This is a genomic window from Pseudomonas sp. NBRC 111139, from assembly GCF_001753955.1.
Classification (GTDB): domain Bacteria; phylum Pseudomonadota; class Gammaproteobacteria; order Pseudomonadales; family Pseudomonadaceae; genus Aquipseudomonas; species Aquipseudomonas alloputida.
Genome location: NZ_BCBP01000016.1, coordinates 65,116 through 90,250, shown reverse-complemented (window position 1 = coordinate 90,250; position 25,135 = coordinate 65,116). Strand labels below are relative to the sequence as shown.

The window sequence follows — 25,135 nt, the reverse complement described above, 5'->3', positions numbered from 1 at the left end:
TGCATGGAAGTCAGCCCAGTTCGCTTTCGTGCCAGTGGCGCAGGCTCAAGCGCGCCAGCAACGCCATCAGGCTGAACAGCGCCACGCCGGTCAGGGCGATCAACACCAGGGCGGCGAATAGGCGGGGGATGTTGAGCTGGAATCCCGCTTGCAGGATCTGATACGCCAGGCCCGCACCCGTGCCGCCCGTACCGGCGACGAACTCGGCCACCACCGCGCCGATCAATGCCAAGCCGCTGGCGATGCGCAGGCCAGCGAAAAAGCACGGTAAGGCGCTGGGAATGCGCAGGCGCAACAGCACTTGCCAGCGGCTGGCACGGTTCAGGTGGAACAGGTTGAGCAGGCCAGGGTTGACGCTGCGCAGGCCCAGGACGGTGTTGGCGATGATCGGGAAGATCGCTACCAGCGTGGCGCAGATCACCAACGCCAAGGTCGTGTCGCTGCACCAGATGATGATCAGCGGCGCGATGGCCACGACCGGCGTGACCTGCAGCAGAATCGCGTAGGGAAACAGACTGGCCTCCACGACGCGGCTCTGCACGAACACGAACGCCGCCAGCGTGCCGATGATCACGGCGAGGGCGAATGACAGGAAGGTGATCTTCAGGGTCATCCACAGTGCCCCCAGCAGCATCGGGCCATCAGCGACCAGGGTGCGGCCGATATCGGCCGGTGACGGTACCAGGTACACCGGGACTTTCCAGGCGATGCATGCCAGTTGCCAGACGCCGAGCAGCAAGGCGCCAACCAGTAGTGGTGAAGCGATGCGTAGTACAGAAGGGTGGCGTAGCCAGGGAGTAGAGGGTCGGCTCATGATGATGCTCTCAGGAAGGGTCGCCATTGGCCTGGGCCAGGAGTCGGGACAGGTGCGCGCATTGCTCGATGAAAGCCGGCGAAGTACGGTATGCCTCGTCGCGTTCCCGTGGGCCGTCGATGATTACATCGGCGATCACTCGACCGGGACGCGCGCCCATCACGACCACCCGCGAAGACAGGTACACCGCCTCGAAGATGCTGTGGGTCACGAATACCACCGTCAGGTCGCGCTGGAGCCAGAGCTGGCGCAGGTCGCTATCGAGCTTGTTGCGGGTGAACTCGTCCAGGGCGCCGAAGGGTTCGTCCATCAGCAGCAGATTGGGTTCGGTGGCCAATGCCCGAGCAATAGAGGCGCGCATCTGCATACCGCCGGAGAGCTCCCGCGGGTAAACGTCGCCGAACTTGCCCAGCCCCACCAGTTCCAGGGCGGCTTGCACCTTGGGCTGGCTCTGGGCCTTGGGGGCGCCAGCCAAGTCCAGGGGCAAGCGCACGTTGTCGTGCACTTTGGCCCATGGCATCAGGGTGGCTTCCTGGAACACCATGGCCAAACTGCGCCCCGGTGTGCCTGTGTGGTGGTCCGTACCCGGGGCATCCTTGCCCCACCAGCGCACATGGCCGGCGGAGGGCTGTTCGAGCCCGGCGAACATTTTCAGCAGGGTGCTTTTGCCACACCCCGACGGGCCCAAGAGCGAGACGAACTCGCCGCGTTCAATCGCCAGTTTCACGCGGCTCAAGGCATGGGTGCCATTGCTGTAGGTTTTTTCCACCTGATTGGCGAACAAAGGGGTGTCCACACCGAGGGTGTTCGGCAGGGCCTGCGGCTGGACGCCGGCCTTGGATAGGGTCTGCATCAACATAGCGCTCTCCCCGTGGGTCATGAGCGGTGGTGAATGCCCCGGCGCACCGGGGCGTTGGGCAAGTGTCAGTGGCTGAGGAACACTTCGCTCTCGCCATGGGCTTCAAGCAGACCCAGTAGTTGCCGGCGAATAACCAACCCAGGCTTGTCCGATGGCATGTGCAGTTCCACCCTGCGGCGGGTGTCGACACAGGCGTCAGGATCGGTGGCTTCCAGGATGTCGCGGTCTTCGGCTGTGATCGCCGCGTCCCAGTCGATCAGTTCCTGGGTCGAGCATTGCTCTTCGCTGTCGTTGCGATACAACCACTGCACGAGCATCAGTCGGTTGTCGTCGATGGGCGTGGCGCAGTTGTAGATGATGTGATGGATGCCACTGTCCGGATACATGCAGCCAAAGCGCCGAGAGAAGGGCAGGTAATAGCGGTTGAGCAGGTGCCGCTGGGTGATTGGCTCGGTGGTACCGGTGATACGGAAGCTTGCCTCGGGGTTGCGGATCGGCACGCGGGTCTCGGCTTCGAAGCCATAATCGGTTTCGCGAAATTCGTAACTGGCCGGTTGGGGCTGGTCGAACAAGCCGAAATTGGCCTTGTGCACGAAGGAAAAGTGCGAGTTGTCGAAGGAGTTCTCCATGACCCGCAGCGGGCTGGTCTTCCACTCTTCGTAAAACTGGAAGATGCGTCTGTAACCAGGGGTGCCGTCTTCCGGGAACTCAGGGATCGGTTGTAGCGGGTCGTCCAGGCTGACCCAGGCATAGCCGTACTTCTCCTGGCAGTGATAAGCCTTCACCGCGGCACCCGGAGGAATAGCGCCGGTGGGATTCTGCGGGATCTTCACGCATGTGCCAGTGCAGTCGTATTCCCAGCCGTGGTACCCGCAGGCGATATTGCCCTCAGCACTGACGAAGCCTTTGGACAGTTTGGCGGTGCGGTGGCAGCAGCGGTCCTGCATTGCCACCGGGGTACCATCGGGACGCTTCCACAACACCAGCGCTTCACCCAGCAGGGTGAATGGCTTGGGGCCGTCTTCGAGGGCTGTCATAGGTAGCAGGGCATACCAGAAACGGCGCAATACAGGTTGTTTGGTAACCAACATAATCAGGATTCCTCACAGCGTTGAGCTTGTTAGGGTGTTCAGCGGCTGCCGACCTGCTCGGCCTCAGGGAGTACCTTCAGGTCTTGCACAAAGCGCGTGGTGTAAGCGTTGCGCCAAGGTGCGTCGGGACCGAGCAGACCCGCCTCGACCATGAAGTCGCGGGTCGCTTGCCAGCGGCTGTCATTCATGGTGCCGATCCCCTGGGTTGCAGCCTCTCCACCCGTGACCAGGCGGTACTGCTTGAGGGTCGAGACGCCCCAGGCCAGCAGTTCATCGGTCATGTTGGGGTTGTCGCGCTTGATCAGTGCATTGCCGGCGCTGGGGTCATCCAGATAGCGCTTCCACCCCTCCATGGAGGCGCGCACGAAACCTGCTACCCGCTCCGGGTGCTGAGCGATGATGTCTTGACGGGTGACCACGGTGGATCCGTAGGGTGGATAACCGGCATCTGCGAAGAGGAAAAAGTTAGGGGTCACGCCTGCCTTTATCGCCTGGAACAGTTCCGAGCTGGCATACGCCTGTTGTGTGGTTTGCGGGTCGGCTAGAAAGGGTTGCAGGTTGAAGGTGTAAGGCCGCGCCTGGTTGTCAGCCAATTGATATTTACCCTTCAGCCAGGGCCACCAGGTTTGCTGGCCCGAGGTGGACACCAGCACAGGCTTGCCGCCAAGCCCATCAAGTCCGCTGACGTCCGCGTGGGTCATCAACCCTTGCGGGTCTCCCTGGAAGGGCGCAGCCACTGCGACCACTGGCAGGCCTTGCTCGACACTTTTTAGAATCTGCAGGTCATAGTTGACGATGAAATCAGCTTGCTTGCTGACCAGCAGTTGCATGCCATTGACCTGTGGTCCCCCCATGCGGATGGACACATCCAGGCCTTCCTTTTCGTACAACCCATCGGCCAGTGCCTGGTAGAAGCCGCCCTGTTCGGCCTGAGCATACCAAGAGGTCAGCAACACGACTTTGTCGCCAGCGATCGCCAGCGGAGCGATCGTCAGCGTGGTGGGGAGCAACGCTGCTGCCAACAGCGAGCGTAGCGGGCGAGCCAAGGCCAAACGCGTTTTCATCATGTGTTCTTCACCCCGATTCAAAAACCACCGTGCGCCGGATAGCGCGACAGCGAAGGAGCCGGGCGGAGAGAACGTGGGAAGAGAATGGCGTCGCGAAGCAAAAGGGCGTGAACTGGCGACTGACATTGCTCTCTTGCCCGGGGCTGCCATAGCCTCGTTCAAACATCCGCTCGGATGTACGCCCCGAAGGACGCAAGAGCAATGCCCCATGCCATGCCTGGCACTGACCGCTTCTACTCGCTGATACAAGAAGCCAGAAGCATGCCAATTTCATGAAGCCGCTGACTTTGCGGTGTAGCGACCCGCATCCGAGGGGGCCTGGACTGACGCGTGAGTTGAGAAGGTGCAGAACGTACCGATTGAGCACTAATAAAGTGCGCAATGTTCTGATGGGATGGTGTTCATTGATCCTGAGGATTGCTCACAATAAGCAAATTACGTGTATCCGATTAGTTGGCACGCGCCCTGCTTTGCGCTAACTCGAGTAGAAGCGGTCAGTGCCAAAAGTTGGCATGGGACATTGCTCTGGCGGCCTCGCGCCGCTCCCCCCGGCAAGGGTGGCGCCTCGGCATGAGCCGGGGCCAGAGGAGAGGTCGTCCGCTGCTGCATACCCTTGCTGGCGAAAACCAACAATCACGACCCAAGGGATGCAAATGAAACCGAACGCTCTTTCCTGGCTGCTTCACAGCGTCGTCCCACTCTGCGCGCTGGCCACTGGCAGTGCCCAGGCGAATCCGCTGATGTGGAGCAACAACAGCCTAAGCTACCTCTACGGGCACGGTTATAAAGTCGATGGCACCGGCAACGATATCCAGCAAACCATCACCTTTGAGCACGCCAGTGGCTGGACCTGGGGCGACATGTTCTTGTTCGTCGATAACAAGTGGTCCAACGGCTTGTCCGGCAACGATGGCTATACCTATTACGGCGAGTTTTCACCGCGACTGTCGCTGGGCAAAATCAGTGGCCACCGTCTTAGCTATGGCATCGTCAAGGATGTGTTGATCGCTGCCACCTATGAGCGCGGAGAAGGGCGCAATCGAAAGTACCTGCTTGGGCCCGCTGTTGACCTGAACCTGCCTGGTTTTGATCGTTTTTCACTGAACACTTACTACCGCAAGCCCGATGGGATAACCGGCAAAGCGTCTGGACAGTGGCAGATCAACCCGACCTGGGCGATGACGATACCGCTCGGGCGCTCAGACATTTTGTTCGACGGTTATCTGGAGTGGTACGTCAATGATGTGGGCACGAAGGGTACCTCGAACTATGTAGCCAAGAGTTTCCACTTCAACCCCCAGATCAAGTACGACGTCGGTAAGGCGATGGGGCAAGCGCCGGCGCGTTTCTATGCGGGAATCGAGTGGGACTATTGGTCCGACAAATATGGCATCGAAGACAGCCACGGTTTTCCGACCGATCAGAACGCGTTGAGTGCATTGATCAAGGTGCATTTCTAATGTGATGTTTCAGACGTACCACTGAATATCTGGTCCAGGCCCCGTAGATCATCAAACATCAAGTGTTGAGTATCGACGAGGGCCGACCAGCAACGGTTATTACCCTTGTAAAGCATCTGGGTCGAAAGCAGCTGGCCGTCCAAGCCCGCTTTCGATCCAGCGCGTCGTTTCAAATACCACCGTGGATACGATTCAAAGCACCCTGAAACCATGAGTGCCATCGCGCTCAAGCTGCGCAATCAGGCCAAATTCCCAGTCCAGGTAGCCCTGCATCGCCTCATGTGGGTTGTCTGTGCCTTCATAGGGACGCCGGTAGCGATCGCTGCGCGGTACGGCAAGGCGGGCCTCACCGCCTTCCAATGGTAGACCGGCGGCGATCCAGCGTGCGGTGCCTCCTGCGAGCACGTAAACCGGCGTGCGGGTCAGCGTCTGCAGGTCGCGCGCGGCGAAACGTGCCAGCAGGCTGCTGCCACAGGTCAACACGTAACGGCGGGCCTCGGGCGGCCGTTCCAGGGCGTCGGCCAGCTGGGCACGGATCGCCCAGTACGCGCCCGGGATATGGCGCTTGACGTAATTGGCACTGGCGGTGAAGTCCAGCACTACGGTGCCGTCTTCCTGAAGCCAGCTGGCCAGTTGCTCGACGGTTATTTCGCTGGCATCCGGCAATTCGGGCAGCGGCGGTTGCCATTCACCCCGGTCGCTGAAGTCCGCTGCAGTCAGCCCGTCGACCACAGCGACCTGCCAGCCCATCTGTGCCAGCCACGAGGCGCTCATGTTGGCGCGCACGCCATCGTCGTCCACCAGCGCGATGCGCGCCCCGCGCACACTGGCGACGTGGTCGGTCTCTTGAACCAGTTGCCCGCCGGGCACCGAGCGGCTGCCCGGCAGATGGCCGGCGCTGTATTCCTCGGTCGTACGCACATCGAACAGGTAGAGGGTGCGCTGCGTGTCGGCCTGCCACTGGCCCAGCCCGGCGCGGTCCAGGCGCAGCACGCCGGCGCGGTCTGCTACCGCCCGGGCCTGGCCGGCGGCGTTGGCGCGGGTACCCGCACCCACCTCGGCAAAGCGGCGGTCCTGACCATGAGCCAGTTGCTGCCCCGCCAGGGTCCAGCCGATGGTGCCATTGCGCAGGGCCGCCACCGGATTGGGAATGCCGGCATTGATCAGCGACTGGGTGCCGATGATGCTACGGGTGCGCCCGGCACAGTTGACGATCACCTGGGTCGCCGGGTCAGGCGCCAGTTCGGCCACGCGCAGCACCAGTTCGGCGCCAGGCACGCTGATGCCGCCGGGGATGCTCATGGTCTGGTATTCGTCGAAGCGGCGGGCATCGAGGACCACCACATTGGCCTGTCCATCAAGCAGCGCCTTGACCTGTTCGGCAGCCAGCGAAGGCGTGTGGCGCACGCTTTCCACCCGTTCGCCGAAAGCTTTGCTTGGCACGTTGACATCGCGAAACAACTCGCCGCCCGCAGCGCGCCAGCCGGCGAGGCCGCCATCGAGCACGGCAACATTGATGTAGCCCAGGGCCAGTAAGCGCTGCGCGGCGACGGCGGCGAGCCCCTCACCGTCATCGTAGACGGTGAGGGCGGTGTCCCGCCGGGGAACGCGGGCGAAGATTTCCAGCTCCAGCTTCGACAGGGGTATGTTGGCCGCGAACAGCGGATGGCCCTGGGCGAAAGGGTCTTCTTCGCGGACGTCGATCAGGGCCAGCTCCTCCTGGGCCAGTAAAGCACGGCGGATGTCGTGGTAACGGCGGGTGGTGACGGTGCTCATGGGGCAGGGTTCTCTTTGGACAGGTCCCAGATGTTTGGCAGGCGGGTATTGGAATAGCCGGAGACAAACGGTTTTTCGCTGCCGTCCAAGGCGTACACCGCGCGCTTGACGGCGCCGATGTTGCCGCCATAGACGTGAATGCTGATCGATACCTGGTCGGCGAACGCATTGCTCACCTGATGAATGTCGCCGATGCGCGGCGACACCGCTTCCACCTGGCCGGGTACCAGGCGTAGGGGGGCGCCCTCTGGCAACAAAGCGCCCTTGGCGTCACGCACGAAGCCCTGAGCGTGCTCGGCACCGCGCAGCATGCCGATCAGCCCCCAGACCCGGTGGTCGTGGATCGGTGTTTGCTGCCCCGGGCCCCACACGAAGCTCACCACCGAGAAACGTTGGCGCGAGTCGCAGTGCAGCAGGTATTGCTGATAGCGCTGTGGGTCGGGCTGGGCGAGGTCGTCCGGCAGCCAGTCGTCATGGGCGACCAGCTCGGCCAGCAGGCCTTGGCCTGCGTCGAGCAGGGTGACTTCGTCAGGCTGTTGGTCAAGCAGCGCGGCGAGGTGGTCAATGAAGTGGCGCAAGCGCTGCGGGTGCAGGGGTTCGGTCATGGTTCAGGCTCTGCTCTCAGGTTTCAGTTAACCCTAGCAAACCTTTTTTCTATTCTCAAAATGCAAAATAAACATAAGCTAATATGCAAATAATGCATTTACAGAATTGACCGTTTGTTTTGAAATTGCCGCAGTGAAAGGCATGAGGATATGCCCAACGTGCATTTCACAGGATGCGTAACACTGATTAGATTATAAAAAGCACCCCGTTAATACCTCGGGGCTATAAACAACCACAGACGAGACCGCACGCGCGGATCGCCTCACATGCCCCAAGCGGGTATCTGGAGACGAACGTGCGTTACTTCAAACAGCTGGCCGCCACCGTGTTGGCCACCACTTTCAGCCTTGCCGCCGCCGCCCAGACCCTGGTGGTCGGTGACCAGAGTTACAACGCGCGTGCAGTGATGGAAGCCGCCGGCGTGCTGGAACAACTGCCTTACACCCTGGAATGGAAGCAGTTCACCGCAGGCTCCCCGGTGGCCGAAGCGCTCAACGTCGGCAGTCTCGATATTGGCCTGCTGGGCGACGCGCCGCCCCTGTTCCTCGGTGCTTTGGGGGCGCCGATCAAGGTGATTGCGGTCAGCCGGCAGAACCTCGAAGGCGTGGCCATCCTGGCGCGCAAGGATTCGCCGATCCACAGCCTGCAGGACCTGCGCGGCAAGCGCGCGGCCATCTGGAAAGGCTCGTGGAGCCAGCAATTGCTGTTCAGTGCCCTGGACAAGGCCGGCGTGCCGCGTGATGCCGTGGAACTGCGTTACCTCAGTGCGCTGGATGCATCCCACGCCTTGGACGGTGGTTCGGTGGATGTGATCGCCACTTGGGAGCCTTACGTCACTCAGCAGGAGCGGCAAGGCGCTCGGGTGCTGGCCACCGCCGATGGGGTAATCCCGGCGCAGAGCTTCGTGGTCGCCAACAGCAAGGCGGTGGAACTCAAGCGTGCGCAGATCGCCGATTTCCTCCAGCGCCTGAAAAAGGCCCGTGACTGGACCTTGAGCGCCCCCGCCAATACCGAGGCCTACGCCGACGCGTGGGCCAAGCTCACCCGTGCTGATCGGGACATCGCCCGTGCCTGGTTCGCCCGTGCACGCACCGACCTCGCGCCGCTGGACCCGCAGGTGATCGCCGATGCGCAGAAAACCGTGGACTTCTTCTCCGGGCTCGGGCTGATCAAGGCATACCCGGCGCAAAGCCTGTTCGATACCTCGTTCAACGCAGCATTCGCCAATAACTAGGCCGCTGCGCAAGGACCGCGGCGACATTCAGATATGAACCTTCCAACAGGAATTCCCCATGAGCAAACGACAGATCAAACTCGGTGCCCTGACCATGGGCAGTGGCGGCCCGGGGCGGCACAACCTGTGGCTCGACCCCGAACTGCCCGCCGACGCCAGCGTGAACATCGACTGGTACATCGCCATCGCCCGGCAGGCGGAAGCCGCGTTGTTCGACCTGATGTTCATCGTCGACAGCCAGTTCATCACCCCCGGCTCGCCTTCGCACTATCTTAATCGGCTGGAACCGTTGACCCTGCTCTCGGCTCTGGCGGTCAGCACCCGCCATATCGGCCTGGTGGGTACCCTTACCACTTCTTACAACGCGCCCTTCAACGTCGCCCGCCGCCTGGCTTCGCTGGACCTGATCAGCAAGGGCCGTGCGGGGTGGAACGTGGTCACCAGCGGCGATGCCGGCACTGCCGGTAACTACGGGCTCGACGAGCATTATGACTACGACACCCGTTACGCCCGTGCCGAGGAGCATGTGCACGTCGTGCAGGGGCTTTGGCAGTCGTACGAAGACGATGCTTTCCCCCGTGATCGGGCCAGTGGCCGGTTCCTCGACCCGACCAAGCTGCATGCGCTCAACCACAAGGGTAAGCATTTCTCGGTCGTCGGCCCGCTCAACATCCAGCGCTCGCCCCAAGGGCAGCCGGTGATCTTCCAGGCGGGCGATTCCGAACAAGGCCGAGCGCTCGGGGCCGCCACGGCTGATGTGGTGTTCACCCACGCTGCCAGCATCGAGCAGGGCCAGGCCTTCTACCGCGACATCAAGCACCGCGCCGCACGCCTGGGCCGCGATCCGGAGCAGTTGTTGGTATTGCCCGGCGCGGAGATCTACGTGGGTGACAACGACGCACACGCCCGTGAGATCGAGCGCCATTACCATCAGGCCGACCACAGTTTCGAACTGGCGTTGAAGGAATTCGGGCGCAACTTCGGCTGGCATGATTTCAGCCAGTACGACCTGGATGCCCCGTTCCCGCAAGAGAGCCTGGCGTTTGCACGGAGCAGCTTTTTCACGAATGCCAAGCGGATTGCCGACCAGGCGCGGGACAAGGCCTTCAGCCTGCGTCAGGCTGTTGAGTTTGGCCGTCAGTTGCGGCCAGGGGCCTTCGTTGGTTCGGCCGAAACCGTGGCGGCGAAGATGGCCGAGTGGTTCGAAGCGCGGGCGCTGGATGGGTTCAATATCTACATTGGTCATCCTGGCCAGTTCCGGCGGTTTACCGAAGAAGTGGTACCGTTGCTGCAGGCGCGTGGGGTGTATCGCACGGCGTATGAGGGCACGACCCTTCGGAAAAGTTTGGGGTTGCCGATACCGCGATCTGGCCGCTAGATCGCCTGGGCCGGCCTCTTCGCGGCTAACAACCGTTCCTACAGGGATCTTCAATCACCTGAAGGATCGGCCTTCGCCGCGAAGAGGCCGGTGCAGATCAGGCGCTGCGGGTGCTGCGACCGGCTTCCTGGTCTGCTACCAGCGCCCGAATCCGCGGAATCAGCGCCTGCCCATACTCCACGGCATCACGCAACTGATCGAAGCCACGGAACAGGAACGTGCTCACGCCCAGGTCGTAGTACGCCAGCGCCGCTTCGGCGACCTGTTCGGCGGTACCGACCAGCGAGGTGGAATTACCGGCCCCGCCACCCAGTGCGGCAATCTCTGTCCACAGCCGAGTGTCGTGGACCTTGCGCTGACTGGCCAGTTGCACCAGGCGTTCGGACCCCACGTTGCTCTTGCCGAAATTCTTCTCGCGGCGGTTGCCCTGGCGGATGCCAATACGCTGCTGTGCATCGGCCAGGATGCGTTCAGCGCGGGCCCAGGCTTCCTCCTCGGTGGCCCCCAGGATCGGCCGCAGCGACAGGCTGAAGCGAATGTGCTGCTCTCGCCCATAGCGAGCGGCGGCCTTGCGCACCTGGGCGATGCGTTCGCGCACCTGCTCCAGCGGCTCGCCCCACATCATGTAGACGTCGGCATGCTTGGCCGCGACTTCTACCGCCGCGTCCGAGGCGCCGGAGAAGTACACCGGCAGCTTGCCCACGGGTTTGACCAAGGTCAGGTTGTCCTCTACCCGGTAGTGATCGCCGTGGTGGTCGAAGGGCGACGTCTGGGTCCAGGTGTTACGCAGCACATCGAGGTATTCGTCGGTGCGTGCGTAGCGGGCCTCTTTGTCGAGAAAGTCGCCGTCGCGCTGCAGGTCACCGCTGTCGCCGCCGGTTATCACGTTGATCGAAGCACGGCCGCGGCTGAGCTGGTCGAGGGTGGCGAATTGGCGGGCGGCGAAGGTCGGTGCCTGGAAGCCGGGGCGGTGTGCCACCAGCAGGCCGATGCGCTCGGTGAGCGCGGCCACGTAGCTGGCGAGAATCATCGAGTCTGGCGCGCTGGTATTCACCGCCAGCAGGGCCTTGTCGAAGCCGGCGTACTCCTGGGCCTGGGCGAAGGCCTTGATGAAGCCCAGGTCAACCTGCGGTCCGCGCGGCGCCTGTGATTCGCTGCTTTCATGGGGGCCTATCAGGCCAATGAATTCGAGGCTCATGCAATGGAACTCCTTTTGTGGCCGACGCCGTGGATCATGGCGCCGAGATGGACCTGCCGTTTACTCATGATCAATACCTCTTTTCAGATGTGCACCAAGGGTCGATCCGTGCAACACGTCAGTGCCGCGCGGCACAACCGTTAAATCGCCACGGGCAACACGCTGCGTGAATGCCCTGGTATCGCGTCGATCAGCGCCCGTGTGTAGGCGCTGGCCGACTTGCTGAGCACCTGCAGCGCCGGCCCTTGCTCGACCACCTGCCCGCGCCGTAGCACCAGCACCTGGTCTGCCATGCTCGCCACCACCGCCAGGTCATGGGAGACCAGCACATAGGCCATGCCGAGCTCGCGCTGCAATTCGTCCAGCAGGGCGAGGATCTGCGCCTGCACAGACACGTCCAGTGCACTGACTGGCTCATCGAGCAGCAGCACCTCTGGCTCAAGTGCCAACGCCCGTGCAATCGCCACGCGTTGGCGCTGGCCACCCGACAATTCCCTGGGCAGGCGATCGAGGAACTGCACTGGCAATTGCACCCGTGTGATCAGCTCGCGCGCCTTGCGCTCTAGTGCCTCGCCCCGGAGCAGGCCGAAAGCGACCAGCGGCTCGACGATGCTGTCGAACACGGTGAAGCGCGGGTCGAGCGCGGCGAACGGGTTTTGCTGCACCAGCTGGATACGCCGGCGCAAGGGGCGGAACTGGCTCCAGCTGTAATCGGTGACGTCCTCGCCGGCGAACACCACCTGCCCTTGACTGGGCTTCTCCAGGCCCAGGGCGATGCGCAGGGCGGTGCTCTTGCCCGAGCCGGATTCGCCGACAATCGCCAGGGTCTGCCCGGCATGCAGTTCAAGGCTCAGGTCGTGCAGGGCGGTGTAGTGCGCGTTGTTGCCGGGCAGCTCGAACCGTTTGCCGACATGACGCAGGCGCAACAGAGGCGTCTGGCCACGCGGTGCGGCTGGCCTGCGCCGTGGCACGAAGGCCGGCGCGGCATCGAGCAGCGCGCGGGTGTAGGGTTGCTGGGCGCCCCAGAGGATGTGCCGGGGCGAGCCGTGTTCGACCTGCTCACCCTGCTTCAACACCAACAGGCGGTCGGCGCGGTCACAGGCCATGCCCAGATCATGGGTGATGATCAGCAGCGAGATGCCACGCTCGGCGACCAGCAGTTGCAGGTGATCGAGAATACGCCGCTGCACGGTCACGTCCAGCGCACTGGTGGGCTCGTCGGCGATGATCAGCCGTGGCTCGCCGGCCAGGGCGATGGCAATCAGCACCCGCTGGCGCATGCCGCCGGACAGCTCATGGGGGTACTGCCGCGCCCGCAGCACCGGCTCGTCAAGGCCGACCTGGTCCAGCAGCGCCAGCACCTCGGCCTCTTGGCCTGGATAGCGTCGTCCACGCGCCAGCTGCAGCGCCTCGGCGATTTGCTGGCCGATCCGTTGGGTGGGGTTAAGGCTGACCATTGGGTCTTGCGGCACCAGGCCGATGGTGCGCCCGCGCAACTGGCGCCTGGCGCGTTCGCTGGCTTGCGCCATATCGACACCATCGACCCATAACTGGCCTTGGTCGATGCGTGCATTGCCCGGCAACAGACCAAGCAGGGCGTTGGCCAGGGTCGACTTGCCCGAGCCTGACTCGCCCACCACCGCCAGGGTCTCGCCCTGGACCAGGCTGAACGACAGCTGGCGCAGGGCCTGGCTGCGTTGCCCGGCGAAGCTGTAGCTGACGCTTAGGTCGCGGACCTCGATCAGGGGGGACTGGCTCATCGGGCATGCTCCTCGGCGCTGCGCGCCAGGTGGTTGAGGCTGAACACCACGGCCACCACGAACAGCCCCGGCAGCAGGGATACCCAAGGGGCGGTGATGAGGAAGTGACGGCCGTTGGCGATCAGCGTGCCCCACTCTGCGGCGGGTGGCGCCGCGCCAAAGCCGAGGAAGCTCAGCCCGGCCGTGGCCAGGATGGCCGCGCCGAAGTCCAGGGTGGCGAGCACCGCTACCGGGCTCCAGGCATTGGGCAGTACATGGCGCAGCAGGGTGCGTGCCCAGCTGGCACCGCACAGGCGTGCGGCCTCCACAAAGGGCAGGGTCTTGATGCGCAGCACTTCGGCTCGGGTGGTGCGGGCAAAACCGGGCAGGATGCCGACGCCCACGGCGATGGCCACCGGCACGGTGCCGAAGCCAATGGCGGTGACGATGGCCAGGGCCAACAGCAGGCCGGGCAGGGCCAGCAGTACGTCGATCAGGCGCATCAACGCCGCCTCGACGCGCCCGCCGGCAAAACCGGCCAGCACGCCCAGGCCCAAGCCGCCCAGCAAGGCGATGGCCACCGCCAGCAGGGCGGCGAGCACCGACAGGCGCGCGCCATACACCACCCGGGTGTAGAGGTCGCGGCCCAGTTCGTCGGTGCCGAACCAGTGCGCCAGGCTGGGTGGACTGAGCTTGTCTGCGGGCGCGGTAGCGTAGGGGTCGAAGCTGCTGAGCCAGTGCGGGGCCAGCGCGCAAAGCAGGGCGAACAGTACGATCAGCAGCGCCAGGCTGAAACCGGGTCGGCGCAGCAGCGGGGCCAACACCTGGTATGCGCGCTGCCAACGCGTGCGACGCTTCCAGGTGGCGGCAGGGCGGGGCTCGGTGAGCGCAGTGTCGAGGGGTGACAGGGGGATGTCGAGGGTCATCTCAGTTCACCCTTACGGTGTGTTTGATGCGCGGATCGAGGTAGGGGTAGAACAGGTCGACGATCAGGTTCACCAGCACGAAGGCCGCAGCCGACGCCCCGACGATCGCCAGCACTACGGGGATGTCCTGGCGCAGCACAGCCTCCTGGGCCAGACGGCCGACGCCGTTGCGCGAGAAGATGGTTTCCACCAGTACAGCCCCGGACACCGTATTGCCGACTTGCAGGCCGACCAGCGTCAATAGCGGCAGCGCCGCGTTGCGCAGGCCATGGCGTGCCTGAACCTGGGCCCGGCTAAGGCCCTTGGCGAAGGCGGTGGTGATGTACGGCTCCTGCCACACGCCCTGAAAGCCGCGTTGCAGCACCTGGGCGTACACCGCGGCGCTGGGGATCGCCAGGGTGATGGCCGGCAGCACCAGGCTGGCCAGGCCTTGGCTGCCGGTGGCCGGAAACCAGCCCAACGCGAAAGCGAACACCTGGAGCAGCAGCAGGCCCATCCAGAACACCGGCACCGAGAAGCCCAGCGAGGGCAGGCGCGCCAGTGCAATCTTCAGTGGACGCCATTGCAGGTAGGCGGTCAGGCAGGCAAGGCCGACACCCGCCAGCAGCGACAGGGCGATGGCGGCACCGGCCAGGGCCAGGGTCTGCGGCAGGCGTTCGGCCAACAGTGCCGTGACCGGTCGGCCCAGCGACAGCGATTGGCCAAGGTCGCCGTGCAGGGCCCGCCACAGCAGGTCGAAATACTGCTCGAACAAGCCTTTGTCCAGCCCGTAGTAAGTGCGTGCTTTGGCCAGGTCCTCAGGCGACAGGCCGTCGGCTTCCATGCCGGAAGCGCTCAGCATGATCGCCAAGGTATCGCCGGGCAGCAGGTAGAGGATGAAGTAGGTGATGGTATAAGCCCCCCACAGCACCAACAGGGCCTGGCCGACGCGGCCGATCAGGTAGCGTCTCATGGCTGGCCAACCTGGATGTCACTGAGCAGGGCGAAGCCTTCGGCAGTCCAGTGGAAGTGCTTGACCCGCGGCGCGGTGGCGGCCTGCCAGACGCGCTCGTACAGCGGGAACGCCGACGCTTCGTCGACCAGCAGGTCCTGCAGTTGGCCGTAGGCCTGGGCCCGTTGCGTGTCGGCAGTGGCGGTGATACCGCTGTCGAACAGCGCCTGAGCTTTGGCCAGGGTGGTGGGCTCGTAGGTGTTGGTGGCGAGCGTGGCGCTGTTGGCGGCGCGCGGGTCGAGGATGGTCTGCAGGATGATCGGGTCGGCGCGGGTCATGTAGGTGGAGGTGAGGTCGTAGGTGCCTGCCGAGTTGCCGGTCACCCACTCGGCGCGGGTCAGTACGTTCAGCTTGAGGTCGATACCCACTTTGCGCAGTTGGTCCTGTACCAGCACGTCACCGGCGCTTTCGGCGGGTGTGAGGTTGTATCGCAGCGTCAGGCGCTGGCCGTTCTTGTGTCGGTAGCCGTCGTCGCCTTTGTGCCAGCCGGCGGCGTCGAGCAGTTGCTCGGCGCCTTTGGGGTCGTAAGCGAGCTTGTCGGCTTGGGCTTTGAAGAACGGTGTGGTGACGTCGTATACGCCACTCACCACCGGGAACGCACTGTTGTAGACGGTGTGCGCGTAGCTGGTGCGGTCGATGGCCTTCTGCAGCGCCAGGCGGACTTGGCGGTCACCGAGCAGCCGGTCGTTGCGGGTGTTGGGGTAGAGGTTCAGCGCCGGGCCCGGCAGCGAACGGCTCTGGATGGTCGCGCCCTTGGACTGAAACAGCTTCAGGTCGACTTCCGAGAACGGGTTGCGTGGCCACAGGATGTCGGCCTTGCCTTGCAGGAACAGGCCGTTGCGCACGCTCTCTTCGGGGATGTAGCTGATGTCCACGGTATCCAGGTACGCCGGGCCCTGGTTGCGCACGTTGGCCGATGGCCAGGCGTAATCAGCGCGCTTGACCAGGCGTGCGCCGACCTCCGGGGTGTAGTGATCGAGGATGAATGGCCCGGTACCGATGATCTTGCCCAGCGAGCGTTGCTGCGCGCTCAGCCGGTACGAGGCCGGGGCGAGAATGGCCAGGTTGGTGGTGGACGTGGCCTGAAGGAAGCCCGCGTTGGGTTTTGCCAGGACCAGGCGCACGGTGAAGTCGTCGATCACCTCGGCGTGGTCGTAGCCGGCGAGGTAGGTGGCACCGAAGGTGGCCGGCAACTGGCTGGCGAACGCTTTGTTGCTGTCGAAGGCGGTTTTCACGGCGTGAGCATCGAAGCGTTCGCCGTTGCTGAAGGTGACGTCCTCGCGCAGGTGGAAGGTGTAGCTCAGGGCATCGGCACCGACCTCCCAGGTTTTCGCCAGCCACGGAATGATGCGGCCGGTCTGCGGGTCTTGGTCAGTGAGCGACTCGGCGACGTTGCGCAGCAGCACGCGGTGTTCGAGCCAGTAGACCTGAAAGGGGTCGACGCTGACCAGCGTGGTGTTGTCACCCCAGAAGGCGATGTTGAGGGTCTTGCTGGTTGAGGTGTTGTCGGCCGGCGAGCAGGCGGTGAGGGCCAGGGCCAGGGTGCCGATGGCGAACAGCTGGTGCAGTGGGGGCATGGGATTCGTCCTTCAATGAATGGGGGCTCTCCTGTTCCGGCCAATTCAGGAACAGGCAAAAGGTGCCTTAGAGTCAGTCCTGGTAATCGCGACCCTCGCGATCCAACTGCCGAATCAGCGCATCCCAATGCCGCTGGATGCCTTCCCCCTGACCATCGGAAAACCGTTTGGACTGCTCATGCACCTTGGCAATCGCCGCCTCTGAGGCATGTAACAGTTGGTCGTTGCCCCCGGCCTGGGCGGCGACCTGGATGTTGCAGGCCCGCTCCAGCCCATGCAGCTCACGGAACGCGTGTTCCACGCTGACACCTCCGGTCAGCAGCCCGTGGTTGCGCAAAATAAGAATGTTGCTGTCGCCCAGATTGGCCACCAGCCGTGCTTGCTCGTCCAGGTCCAGGGCGACGCCTTCGTAGTCGTGGTAAACCACGCGGCTGTAGTAGGCCAAGGCATGCTGGGAGATCGGTAGCAACCCGTCGCGCTGGGCGGACACCGCCGCGCCGTCGCGAGTATGGGTGTGCAGCACAGCCTTGAGATCAGGCCGTGCGCGGTGGATGGCGCTGTGAATGACGTAGCCGGCCTGGTTGATGCCCAGCCCCAGCGGGTCGTCGATGATTGCGCCGTCGACGTCGACCTTGACCAGGTTGGAGGCGGTAATTTCGTCGAACAGCAAGCCGAAGGCGTTTATCAGAAAATGCTCGTGCGGCCCCGGCACGCGGACCGAGAAGTGCGTGTAGATGTGGTCGGTCCAGCGCAGCAGCGCAGCCAGACGGTAAGCGGCGGCCAGCTTGACCCGCACCTCCCACTCTTCGGCGCTGACCCGGTCGCGTACGTTGTAGGTGCTGGTGGTGACGGCAGACAGTGGACTCATGGGTGCTCTCCGGTAATCAATAGCCGCGCGCCGTGTCGACCAGGTTGGCCAGGGGCGCCTGCTCGCGGTAGCGGTGGAAGTTAGCGATGAAGGCGTCGAGGAAGGCCGGGTAGCCGTCCTCGGAAATGGCCGAGGTGTGTGGTGACAGGAACACCCGTGGGTGGTGGTACAAAGGGTGGCCTGCCGGCAGTGGCTCGGGTTCGGTGACATCCAGGCTGGCCCGGCCGATCAAGCCGCTGTCCAGGGCGTCGAGCAGGGCCTGTTGGTCGATCAAGCCGCCGCGGGCAATGTTGATCAGGTGCAGGCCGGGGCGGGCATAGGCCAGGACCTGGCGGTCGATCAGGCCACGGGTGGCCACAGTGAGCGGGGCGGCCAGCACCAGATGGTCGCTGCCGGCGAACAGCTGTCGCAGGTCGGCCACACGTTCTACGCCAGGGATATCGGCGATGGCCTGGCCGGGGCGGCTCAGGGCCAGAACCCGAAGCCCCAGGGCCACGGCCTTGCGCGCCAGGCTCTGGCCAATACTGCCGAAGCCGAGGATGCCCAGGGTGCGGCCACGCAAAGGTGCCAGCGGGGTCAGGCGCCAGTCGGCGTCCTTGACCCACAGACCGGGCAGTTGCTTGGCGGCGGCGAACACCAAAGCCAGGGCAAACTCGGCCACTTGTTCGGCATTGGCGCCTTTGCCGCTGGTTACCGTTGCACCCTGGAACACCCAGTCGGGGTAGAAGTCGATGCCCGAAGACACCAGTTGCACCCACTTCAGGCCCCAGGGCCACCCGGGTGGCGGGGTGCCTACGCGTCGCCCACGCACATTGATCGGGCGCAGGATGAACACATCGGCGGGGGCTTCGACAGCCAACTGGTCGGGGGCGATATCAATGACTTCATGGCCTGGCAAGTGTTCGCGCAGGTGCTGGTTGGCCTGGTCGTCGAGCTGGCTGGCGATGATCGAGTGGTTCATGCCTGTACCTCCGTCAGCGCGGCACGGCCGACCTGGCCGAACACTACATCGTCCTGTGGGGTGTGGATCCGGCTGCAGAGTACATCGCGGTAGTGGCGCTCCAGCGGGTTGCGCCGCGACAGCCCGGGATTGCCGGCGGCCTCGACGGCCAGTTCCACGGCCTGGATGGCGTTGGCGCTGACCAGATGCTTGAGCTGCCCGGCATGCTGGGGTGAGATGTGCCCGGCGGCGGCACCGTCGAGCAGGCTCTGGTTGGCGAACAGCAGGGTATCGATGCGGCCCAGGACATGCTGGAAGCGTGGCAGGCTGGCCAGCGGCGCCCCCAGGTTGGAAGGTGTGCGCTGCTTGAGAAAGCCCGCCAGCCAGTCGCGCGCGGCGCGGGCCACGCCGTCGTATACGGCCGGCAGTAGCACCGCCATCCACAGTAGGCTCTCGCCGTCGAGTTCGGCCTTCGGGGCACTGGCGGGGCTGACGCTGACGGCGTGGTCGAGGGGAATCAGCACATCGTCGAAGCGCACTTCGTGGCTGCAGGTGGCGCGCATGCCCAGGTGGTCCCAGTCATCGATGATCGTGATGCCAGGCGTGTCGCGGTGCACAAGGAAGCCGCCGACCAACGGGTCGGTGTCGTCGCTGCGGCCCCACACCAGGTACCAGGTCAGGCCGTGGCTGCCGGTGGAGTAGATCTTTCGCCCGTTCAAGCGCCAGCCTTCGGCCGTGCGGCGCGCCACGGTGGCGGGCAGGCCACCACGGGCCGGGGTGCCCAGTTCAGGTTCGACGCGCAGGGCGTTGATCAGCGCGCCGTGCCGCACGGCATCGTAAGCCACGCGCTGGCGCAGAGGCTCGGGCCAGCGTGCTTCGTCCTGCAGGCGAAAATGTTGCAGGTATTGCATCACCAGGATCAGCGCGGTGGCCGGGTCACCCTTGCCGACCGCGCCGATCACCCGGCGGGCGCTGGCAAGGTCCGCGCCGCCTCCGCCGAGGGCACGGGGTACGGTGAGGGCGAGCAGCCCGTGGCGGTGCAGCAAGTGGAAGTTGTCGTGGGGGAACTGGGCGCTGCGGTCGTAGCGCTCGGCGTTAGCTGCGAGGGCCTGCGTCAGCTCGGCGAGCGCGCTGTCGGACGGTTGACTCATGAAGCTCATCCCTGAATGACGGTGTACTGCTTAAGACCGTATTCGTATGGATGAAGGCTGTAAAAGTCTTTTTAGTTCTATGCTAATTATTAGTTTTTCTAATTTAGTATCTTTCTGGTTATGCGCATATTGCATTTATAGTTAGGGCCGTATTGCAACCCTTTCGCCACACAAGGCTGCACAGGCCAGTGATCTCAACCCAGCAATCGATGTCCCGCCACCTCACCAAAAAGCTCCACTGGCTCCTGCAAATTACCCAGGTAGCGCGGATGGAACAGCCACAGATCCACCTGCGGCTTGAAATCGCTGATATTCAGTACATCCAGCGCATTGCGGTGCCGGCTGGTCTGCAGCAGCGGCTCGGGAACCAGTCCCAGGCCTTGGCCATTGGCGACCAGCCCCAGTTGCAACTCGGTGCCGAAGGTTTCCAGGTTGATCGACAGGCTCAGCCCTTGCTCACTCAATGCCCGTTGTAACCCGGCGCGGAAGCCACAGCCATCCGGGTTCAGCACCCAGCCGCGGGTGTAGCAGTCCTTGAGTTTGTAACTGCGCTTGCCGGCGCCGCCCTTGGCCGTGACCACCTTCAGCGGCATGCGCGCGATCGACTGGCTGGCGATCCCTTCGGGGAAAATCTTGCCTGGCGGGAACAGTGCCGCCGCAGCGTCCAGCTCACCATTTTCCATACGCGCGATCAGGCTGCTGCCCCAGCCGCTGGTGACCTGGGTGCGCAGTTGAGGGTAGGTCTCGCGGATCTGTGCCAGGGCGTCGAGCAGCACAACGTCGCCCAACGTCTGCGGCACACCCAGGCGCAAGGTGCCCGATGGCGCGCCATCGTTGGCTACCAGTTCACGCAGTGAGTCTATTTCGCGCAGGATCGCCTTGCACTGCTCGTAGACCCGCAAGCCCATGGGGGTGGGTTTGAGCGGCTTGGTGTTGCGGTCGAGGAGGGTGGCGCCGAGGTCTTCCTCGAAATTCTGCAGCCGGCGGGTGATGGCCGGCTGCGTCAGTTGCAGGGCCTCGGCGGCAAGGTTGGTGGACTGGCAACGAATGACGGCGACAAAGGCGTCCATATCATCGATTTTCATAATCGGCGCTCTCTGGGTCGAACGGGAAAAAATCTGGCATCAGCATCATCGCACTGGAGGGCAGTGCCATCGGGATGATTTTAGAAGACAAAACGCATATTAGGTTATTCCTAAAATCAATTTAATTTATTTGAAGGATCTCGCTAGAGTCGCTTGACCCGGGCCGCATGAGGCCGCCCGCCAAGACACCGAGGAGCATCATGTCCATCCGAACGAAGCTGCTGACCGTTGCCGTTGCCCTGCTGCTGGCCGGTCATGCTGGCGCCGGCGAGCGCCTGACCCTGCGCATCGGCGACCAGAAGGGTAACATGCGCGCCCAGCTGGAGGCCGCCGACGCTCTGCGCGACCTGCCCTACGATATACGCTGGGCTGAGTTCCCCGCCGCCGCGCCGCTGGCCGAGGCGCTCAACGCTGGGGCGATCGACGCCGGCATCATTGGTGATGCGCCACTGCTGTTCGTGCTGGCCTCCGGAGCACCGGTCAAGGCCATCGCAGTGGACAAGTCCGACCCTTATGGCACGGCGTTGCTGGTGCGGCCGGAGGCGCCGCTGCGCAGTGCAGCCGAGCTCAAGGGCAAGCGCATCGCCACCGGGCGAGGGTCGATCGGGCACCACCTGGCGCTCAAGGCGCTGGCCCAGGCAGGGCTGACTGAGAAGGACGTGGAGTTCCGTTTCCTTGGGCCGGTGGACGCCAAGATCGCCCTGGCCAACGGCTCGGTGGATGCCTGGTCGACCTGGGAGCCTTACACAGCGCTGGCCGAGTTGAGTGGGCAGGGCCGTGTGTTGGTCAACGGTCGCGGCCTGTCCAGCGGCAACAGTTTTCTTGCCGCCACCGACAAGGCGCTGGAGGAGCCTGCGCGTCGTGCGGCGCTGCAGGACTATCTCAACCGCCTGGCCGCAGCCCAGGTGTGGGCCAACCAACACCTGGATACCTACTCGAGAACCTTGGCAGCGATCATTGGCTTTCCGGTAGAGGCCGCCCGCTTGCAATTCGAGCGTCGGCAGTTGCGCTGGCAGGTAATCGACACGCAAACCGTAGCCGAGCAGCAGGACACCGCCGACTTCTACCACGCCCACGGCCTGATGACCGAGCGCCTCAATGTGGCCCCGACCTTTGCCACCGGTTTCACCCTTCCCGCCGCCGCCAAGCTTGCAGCGCAACCCTGATCCCGGAGACGTACCCATGACCTTTAAACCCCTGCGTCAATTGGGCCTGGCGCTGCTCGCCAGCGCCTTGCTGCCAAGCCTTGCCAGCGCCGAGCAGACCTTGCGCATCGGCTACCAGAAGTCCTCGACCCTGCTGACCCTGCTGAAGGCCCGGGGCAGCCTCGAACAGCGCCTGCAGGCCGAGGGCATTCGTGTGACCTGGCACGAGTTCCCCAGCGGTCTGCCGCTGCTGGAGGCCCTGAACCTAGGCAATGTCGACCTCTCGGCGGACGTTGCCGACACCGTGCCGGTATTCACTCAAGCGGCAGGCGCCCAGTTGACCTATTTCGCCCGGGAAGCACCTTCGCCGACCGCCCAGGCGATCCTGGTGCCGGCGGATTCACCGCTCAAGACCCTGGCCGACCTCAAAGGCAAGCGTGTGGCGGTGACCAAAGCCGCTGGCAGCCACTATCTGTTGATCCAGGCCCTGGCCAAGGCTGGGCTGACCTTCAAGGACATCACCCCGGCGTACCTAATCCCCGCCGACGGCCGCGCCGCCTTCGAGAACCACAAGGTCGATGCCTGGGTAACCTGGGACCCTTACGTGGCCAGCGCCCAGCGTCAGCAGAACGCACGGATCCTGGCCGACGGTAGCGAACTGGCCAGTTACCAGCGCTATTACCTCGCCGGCAGCGACTATGCCAAGGCACATCCTGAGGTATTGCAGCAGGTGTACCTGGCATTGCGTGAAGCCGGCGCCTGGACCAAGGCCAACCCCGAGGCCGCTGCCCGCATCCTTGGCCCGCTGTGGGGGAATCTGGACAGCGCCACGGTGCAGCAGGCCAACGCCCGGCGCAGTTACGATGTGCAGCCGGTGAAGCTGGACAACCTGACCGAGCAGCAACGGATTGCCGACGCGTTCTATCGCGAGGGGTTGTTACCCAAGGCGGTGGATACCAGTGCGGTGGACGTGTATCAGCCGCCTAGCAACTAGCGTGGTGTTTCAGAAGTACCACTGAAAATCAGCTGCAGTGCCCGCACCGCGCGGGCACCGCCTTCTCCGGTGGATCCAGCACAACCCAACGATGCCTTGAGCCTCCTCGACAAACCGGACTCACAGCTCATTCTCCGCGTGCTCCAGTGACTGGAATCGTCGTGCTTACCCTGCAATACCTCATCACCACTTGCTGACTCCTCTCATTCGAGCAATTTGCATGCTCACATACGATAAGCCGTGATTATTCCACCTGAGGAAATGTTTGCAGGCGGGGTTTTCTATCGCCATAATTGGTACGTAATTACATGTTACATAACACAGTACAAAATCGTAGGAGCAAGCATGGCCCGTGGCGGCATCAACAAGGTGGTAGTGCAGCAGGCGCGTCAGGCACTGATCGCCCGGGGTGAGAACCCCAGCATCGATGCCATACGTATCGAATTGGGCAATACCGGCTCCAAAACCACGATTCACCGCTACCTGAAGGAACTGAACGGCCAGCAGCCGGTGGCTTCCGAAGGCGGGGTCGCGCTGAGTGATGTGCTGAGCCGCCTGGTTGGGCAACTGGCAACCCAGCTGCAGGACGAGGCCGACCTGAAGATCGAGCAGGCCGAGAGCACCTTCACGCAACAGCGCGAGACGCTTGAGGCGCAGCTGGAAATCGCCCAGCAGGCACTGGCTGCAGCGCACCAGCAACACAAGATCGATGCAGCGGCATTGGCTGCAGAGACAGAAAAACTGTTGTCCACGCAGCGCACGCTGCAAGCCGAACAGCTGCGCAGTGCCAGCCTCAACCAGTCGCTGGGTGAGTTGCAGGTGCGCCTGGCTGACAAGGACGAGCAGGTCAAATCGTTGGAGGACAAGCACCGCCATGCCCGCGACGCCCTGGAGCACTACCGCAATGCCAGCCGTGAACAGCGTGAGCAGGAACAGCGCCGCCACGAAGCGCAGTTGCAGCAGATGCAGGTGGAATTACGCCAGATGCAGCAGGGCATGATCGTCAAGCAGGACGAACTTACCCGCTTGCACCGTGACAATGAGCGGTTGCTGGGAGAGCATCGTCAGGCGGCCAGTGAATGCCGGGCGCAGGATGAGTTGCTGGAACAACGCGATGCGCAGATCCAAGGCCTGCGCACGATCCTGGCCCAGGCACAAGGCGCCAGCGAAGAGATGCGCCGGCAGCTGGATGTGCAAGCCCAGAACCTTGAAACCAGGCGCGACGTGTGCGCCGAGCAGGCGCGGCAGTTGCAGTGGCTTGAGGAACAATTGAAGGCACGCGACGAGGCGCTGGCGCAGTGTCGCGCGCAGTTGGCCCCGCTCGCAGATTAATCAGACGTTTCCTGGCGGGTGGTTTCTTCCCTGTCTTTCCTGATTGCTGGCCTTTATCGCCGGCAAGCCATGTGCTATCCCTTGGGAACGGGCTTGCCGGCGACGGCCACAACAGGCAACGGTCAGCCTTCGGCGCGCCTGGCGGCCTCTACGCCCGCCGCCGACAGCTTGATCGGGTAGTGCACGCTGATCTGGTGATCACTGCTTACCGCCACGCTACCGTCGTGAATCAAACCGGCTTCCTGCAACGTCTTGAGCATGCCGGCCACCGCCTTTTCGCCGCGGTAGTTGTCCAGTACTTCCTTGCCTAGCCCTTCGGGGTGCGCATGCAACAGGCGGGTAAGTACTTCGGTCTTCAATGCATCGTTACTCATGTGCGGCCTCACTTGCCGTGCTTGGACTGAAGGGCTTTGGCCTGCTCCAGGTGCTGTTCGAGTTTGGGCAGCGTTTCGCTGGCAAAGGCCTTCAGTTCAGCCTTGTCGGACGATGCAGCCTCTTTCTTGAACAGCTCCACCGCTTTTTCGTGAGCGTCGACCTGGTTGTTGAGGTACGACTTGTCGAAGGACTCATCGCGCCACTCCAGGATCATTTTCTTGATCTTGTCGGTCATCGCGGCTTCATCCGGAACCGAAATGTCCAGTTTGCGGGCAATGTCGCCGAGTTTCTGGTTGGCCTGGGTGTGGTCGGTGACCATTTGCTGGGCGAATGTCTTGATCTCGGCGTTCTGGCTTTTCTCCTGAGCCAGCTTGCCAGTCACCACTTCGGCAATGCCGGCTTCGGTGGCCGCATCGACGAAATCATCGGAAGTCGCGGCCATTGCTTGCACCGATGCCAGGCCCAACACCATGGAAAAACCAACGCGTCTGATGAAGAGACTCTTCATGCTTCACTCCTTTAAACCGTG

At 63.4% G+C, this 25,135-nt stretch carries 23 protein-coding genes; 6 read left to right on the top strand and 17 right to left on the bottom strand.

Annotation, left to right across the window (positions count from 1 at the left end; translation table 11 throughout):
- Positions 1-10 precede the first annotated feature (10 nt).
- The 4 genes from BJQ17_RS02275 to BJQ17_RS02260 form a co-directional block, all read right to left on the bottom strand.
- Positions 11-739: an ABC transporter permease gene (locus BJQ17_RS02275; RefSeq protein ID WP_029380638.1), complete on the bottom strand. Its 729-nt coding sequence runs from the start codon at positions 737-739 to the stop codon at positions 11-13.
- 85 nt (positions 740-824) lie between these two features.
- On the bottom strand, positions 825-1,673 hold the full coding sequence (locus BJQ17_RS02270; protein WP_083285002.1) for an ABC transporter ATP-binding protein: 849 nt from the start codon (positions 1,671-1,673) through the stop codon (positions 825-827).
- Between the two features lie 65 nt (positions 1,674-1,738).
- A complete protein-coding gene (locus tag BJQ17_RS02265) occupies positions 1,739-2,764 on the bottom strand; it encodes an aromatic ring-hydroxylating dioxygenase subunit alpha (RefSeq protein ID WP_070095452.1) in 1,026 nt (341 codons plus the stop codon).
- 38 nt (positions 2,765-2,802) lie between these two features.
- The gene (locus tag BJQ17_RS02260; RefSeq protein WP_070095451.1) at positions 2,803-3,828 is read right to left on the bottom strand and encodes an ABC transporter substrate-binding protein; all 1,026 of its coding nucleotides are present in this window, start codon (positions 3,826-3,828) and stop codon (positions 2,803-2,805) included.
- Positions 3,829-4,484: 656 nt separating this feature from the next.
- On the opposite strand from BJQ17_RS02260, the gene BJQ17_RS02255 reads away from it, so the two are divergent.
- On the top strand, positions 4,485-5,291 hold the full coding sequence (locus tag BJQ17_RS02255; protein WP_019751605.1) for a membrane protein: 807 nt from the start codon (positions 4,485-4,487) through the stop codon (positions 5,289-5,291).
- 192 nt (positions 5,292-5,483) lie between these two features.
- On the opposite strand, the gene BJQ17_RS02250 is transcribed toward BJQ17_RS02255, so the two are convergent.
- Both BJQ17_RS02250 and BJQ17_RS02245 read right to left on the bottom strand, forming a co-directional pair.
- The gene (locus BJQ17_RS02250; protein ID WP_070095450.1) at positions 5,484-7,067 is read right to left on the bottom strand and encodes a rhodanese-related sulfurtransferase; all 1,584 of its coding nucleotides are present in this window, start codon (positions 7,065-7,067) and stop codon (positions 5,484-5,486) included.
- The gene (locus BJQ17_RS02245) at positions 7,064-7,672 is read right to left on the bottom strand and encodes a cysteine dioxygenase (RefSeq protein ID WP_047602840.1); all 609 of its coding nucleotides are present in this window, start codon (positions 7,670-7,672) and stop codon (positions 7,064-7,066) included. The genes BJQ17_RS02250 and BJQ17_RS02245 overlap by 4 nt, the downstream gene beginning before the upstream one ends.
- A 296-nt stretch (positions 7,673-7,968) precedes the next feature.
- Between BJQ17_RS02245 and BJQ17_RS02240 the strand changes: the two genes are divergently transcribed.
- Together BJQ17_RS02240 and BJQ17_RS02235 are read left to right on the top strand one after the other, a co-directional pair.
- A complete protein-coding gene (locus tag BJQ17_RS02240; RefSeq protein ID WP_004374412.1) occupies positions 7,969-8,907 on the top strand; it encodes an ABC transporter substrate-binding protein in 939 nt (312 codons plus the stop codon).
- A gap of 58 nt (positions 8,908-8,965) precedes the next feature.
- Positions 8,966-10,285, top strand: coding sequence for an LLM class flavin-dependent oxidoreductase (locus BJQ17_RS02235; RefSeq protein WP_070095449.1), 1,320 nt, complete (start codon positions 8,966-8,968; stop codon positions 10,283-10,285).
- Positions 10,286-10,382: 97 nt separating this feature from the next.
- Here the strand turns inward: BJQ17_RS02235 and BJQ17_RS02230 are convergent, their stop codons facing one another.
- From BJQ17_RS02230 to BJQ17_RS02190, 9 genes are all read right to left on the bottom strand, one after another.
- A complete protein-coding gene (locus tag BJQ17_RS02230) occupies positions 10,383-11,483 on the bottom strand; it encodes an LLM class flavin-dependent oxidoreductase (protein ID WP_004374416.1) in 1,101 nt (366 codons plus the stop codon).
- A gap of 140 nt (positions 11,484-11,623) precedes the next feature.
- The gene (locus BJQ17_RS02225) at positions 11,624-13,243 is read right to left on the bottom strand and encodes an ABC transporter ATP-binding protein (protein WP_070095448.1); all 1,620 of its coding nucleotides are present in this window, start codon (positions 13,241-13,243) and stop codon (positions 11,624-11,626) included.
- A complete protein-coding gene (locus BJQ17_RS02220; RefSeq protein WP_070095447.1) occupies positions 13,240-14,148 on the bottom strand; it encodes an ABC transporter permease in 909 nt (302 codons plus the stop codon). Before BJQ17_RS02220 ends, BJQ17_RS02225 begins: the two co-directional genes overlap by 4 nt.
- A 1-nt stretch (position 14,149) precedes the next feature.
- The gene (locus BJQ17_RS02215) at positions 14,150-15,100 is read right to left on the bottom strand and encodes an ABC transporter permease (protein ID WP_004374422.1); all 951 of its coding nucleotides are present in this window, start codon (positions 15,098-15,100) and stop codon (positions 14,150-14,152) included.
- A complete protein-coding gene (locus BJQ17_RS02210; RefSeq protein WP_070095446.1) occupies positions 15,097-16,716 on the bottom strand; it encodes an ABC transporter substrate-binding protein in 1,620 nt (539 codons plus the stop codon). Before BJQ17_RS02210 ends, BJQ17_RS02215 begins: the two co-directional genes overlap by 4 nt.
- A 73-nt stretch (positions 16,717-16,789) precedes the next feature.
- Positions 16,790-17,584: a class II aldolase/adducin family protein gene (locus tag BJQ17_RS02205; RefSeq protein ID WP_004576248.1), complete on the bottom strand. Its 795-nt coding sequence runs from the start codon at positions 17,582-17,584 to the stop codon at positions 16,790-16,792.
- Positions 17,585-17,600: 16 nt separating this feature from the next.
- A complete protein-coding gene (locus tag BJQ17_RS02200; protein ID WP_070095445.1) occupies positions 17,601-18,545 on the bottom strand; it encodes a D-isomer specific 2-hydroxyacid dehydrogenase family protein in 945 nt (314 codons plus the stop codon).
- Positions 18,542-19,675, bottom strand: coding sequence for an acyl-CoA dehydrogenase family protein (locus BJQ17_RS02195; protein WP_004576246.1), 1,134 nt, complete (start codon positions 19,673-19,675; stop codon positions 18,542-18,544). Before BJQ17_RS02195 ends, BJQ17_RS02200 begins: the two co-directional genes overlap by 4 nt.
- A 194-nt stretch (positions 19,676-19,869) precedes the next feature.
- The gene (locus BJQ17_RS02190) at positions 19,870-20,760 is read right to left on the bottom strand and encodes a LysR family transcriptional regulator (protein ID WP_004374429.1); all 891 of its coding nucleotides are present in this window, start codon (positions 20,758-20,760) and stop codon (positions 19,870-19,872) included.
- 200 nt (positions 20,761-20,960) lie between these two features.
- Here BJQ17_RS02190 and BJQ17_RS02185 point away from each other — a divergent pair, with 200 nt between their 5' ends.
- From BJQ17_RS02185 to BJQ17_RS02175, 3 genes are all read left to right on the top strand, one after another.
- Entirely contained in the window at positions 20,961-21,926 is a 966-nt protein-coding gene (locus tag BJQ17_RS02185; protein ID WP_070095444.1) for an ABC transporter substrate-binding protein, read from the top strand.
- Between the two features lie 16 nt (positions 21,927-21,942).
- Positions 21,943-22,899, top strand: coding sequence for an aliphatic sulfonate ABC transporter substrate-binding protein (locus tag BJQ17_RS02180; protein ID WP_070095443.1), 957 nt, complete (start codon positions 21,943-21,945; stop codon positions 22,897-22,899).
- A 345-nt stretch (positions 22,900-23,244) separates the two neighbouring features.
- A complete protein-coding gene (locus BJQ17_RS02175) occupies positions 23,245-24,231 on the top strand; it encodes a DNA-binding protein (protein WP_070095442.1) in 987 nt (328 codons plus the stop codon).
- Positions 24,232-24,353: 122 nt separating this feature from the next.
- Here the strand turns inward: BJQ17_RS02175 and BJQ17_RS02170 are convergent, their stop codons facing one another.
- Both BJQ17_RS02170 and BJQ17_RS02165 read right to left on the bottom strand, forming a co-directional pair.
- Positions 24,354-24,605, bottom strand: a complete 252-nt coding sequence (locus tag BJQ17_RS02170; protein ID WP_004374436.1) for a hypothetical protein — start codon at positions 24,603-24,605, stop codon at positions 24,354-24,356.
- 8 nt (positions 24,606-24,613) lie between these two features.
- Positions 24,614-25,114, bottom strand: a complete 501-nt coding sequence (locus BJQ17_RS02165; RefSeq protein ID WP_014862024.1) for a DUF4142 domain-containing protein — start codon at positions 25,112-25,114, stop codon at positions 24,614-24,616.
- Between the last annotated feature and the right edge of the window lie 21 nt (positions 25,115-25,135).

Bases quoted from the DNA above. Each gene is read 5' to 3' on its own strand.
- BJQ17_RS02270 (WP_083285002.1), bottom strand. From the start codon at position 1,673: ATGTTGATGCAGACCCTATCCAAGGCCGGCGTCCAGCCGCAGGCCCTG.
- BJQ17_RS02265 (WP_070095452.1), bottom strand. From the start codon at position 2,764: ATGTTGGTTACCAAACAACCTGTATTGCGCCGTTTCTGGTATGCCCTG.
- BJQ17_RS02260 (WP_070095451.1), bottom strand. From the start codon at position 3,828: ATGAAAACGCGTTTGGCCTTGGCTCGCCCGCTACGCTCGCTGTTGGCA.
- BJQ17_RS02255 (WP_019751605.1), top strand. From the start codon at position 4,485: ATGAAACCGAACGCTCTTTCCTGGCTGCTTCACAGCGTCGTCCCACTC.
- BJQ17_RS02250 (WP_070095450.1), bottom strand. From the start codon at position 7,067: ATGAGCACCGTCACCACCCGCCGTTACCACGACATCCGCCGTGCTTTA.
- BJQ17_RS02245 (WP_047602840.1), bottom strand. From the start codon at position 7,672: ATGACCGAACCCCTGCACCCGCAGCGCTTGCGCCACTTCATTGACCAC.
- BJQ17_RS02235 (WP_070095449.1), top strand. From the start codon at position 8,966: ATGAGCAAACGACAGATCAAACTCGGTGCCCTGACCATGGGCAGTGGC.
- BJQ17_RS02230 (WP_004374416.1), bottom strand. From the start codon at position 11,483: ATGAGCCTCGAATTCATTGGCCTGATAGGCCCCCATGAAAGCAGCGAA.
- BJQ17_RS02225 (WP_070095448.1), bottom strand. From the start codon at position 13,243: ATGAGCCAGTCCCCCCTGATCGAGGTCCGCGACCTAAGCGTCAGCTAC.
- BJQ17_RS02220 (WP_070095447.1), bottom strand. From the start codon at position 14,148: ATGACCCTCGACATCCCCCTGTCACCCCTCGACACTGCGCTCACCGAG.
- BJQ17_RS02215 (WP_004374422.1), bottom strand. From the start codon at position 15,100: ATGAGACGCTACCTGATCGGCCGCGTCGGCCAGGCCCTGTTGGTGCTG.
- BJQ17_RS02210 (WP_070095446.1), bottom strand. From the start codon at position 16,716: ATGCCCCCACTGCACCAGCTGTTCGCCATCGGCACCCTGGCCCTGGCC.
- BJQ17_RS02205 (WP_004576248.1), bottom strand. From the start codon at position 17,584: ATGAGTCCACTGTCTGCCGTCACCACCAGCACCTACAACGTACGCGAC.
- BJQ17_RS02200 (WP_070095445.1), bottom strand. From the start codon at position 18,545: ATGAACCACTCGATCATCGCCAGCCAGCTCGACGACCAGGCCAACCAG.
- BJQ17_RS02195 (WP_004576246.1), bottom strand. From the start codon at position 19,675: ATGAGTCAACCGTCCGACAGCGCGCTCGCCGAGCTGACGCAGGCCCTC.
- BJQ17_RS02190 (WP_004374429.1), bottom strand. From the start codon at position 20,760: ATGAAAATCGATGATATGGACGCCTTTGTCGCCGTCATTCGTTGCCAG.
- BJQ17_RS02185 (WP_070095444.1), top strand. From the start codon at position 20,961: ATGTCCATCCGAACGAAGCTGCTGACCGTTGCCGTTGCCCTGCTGCTG.
- BJQ17_RS02180 (WP_070095443.1), top strand. From the start codon at position 21,943: ATGACCTTTAAACCCCTGCGTCAATTGGGCCTGGCGCTGCTCGCCAGC.
- BJQ17_RS02175 (WP_070095442.1), top strand. From the start codon at position 23,245: ATGGCCCGTGGCGGCATCAACAAGGTGGTAGTGCAGCAGGCGCGTCAG.
- BJQ17_RS02170 (WP_004374436.1), bottom strand. From the start codon at position 24,605: ATGAGTAACGATGCATTGAAGACCGAAGTACTTACCCGCCTGTTGCAT.
- BJQ17_RS02165 (WP_014862024.1), bottom strand. From the start codon at position 25,114: ATGAAGAGTCTCTTCATCAGACGCGTTGGTTTTTCCATGGTGTTGGGC.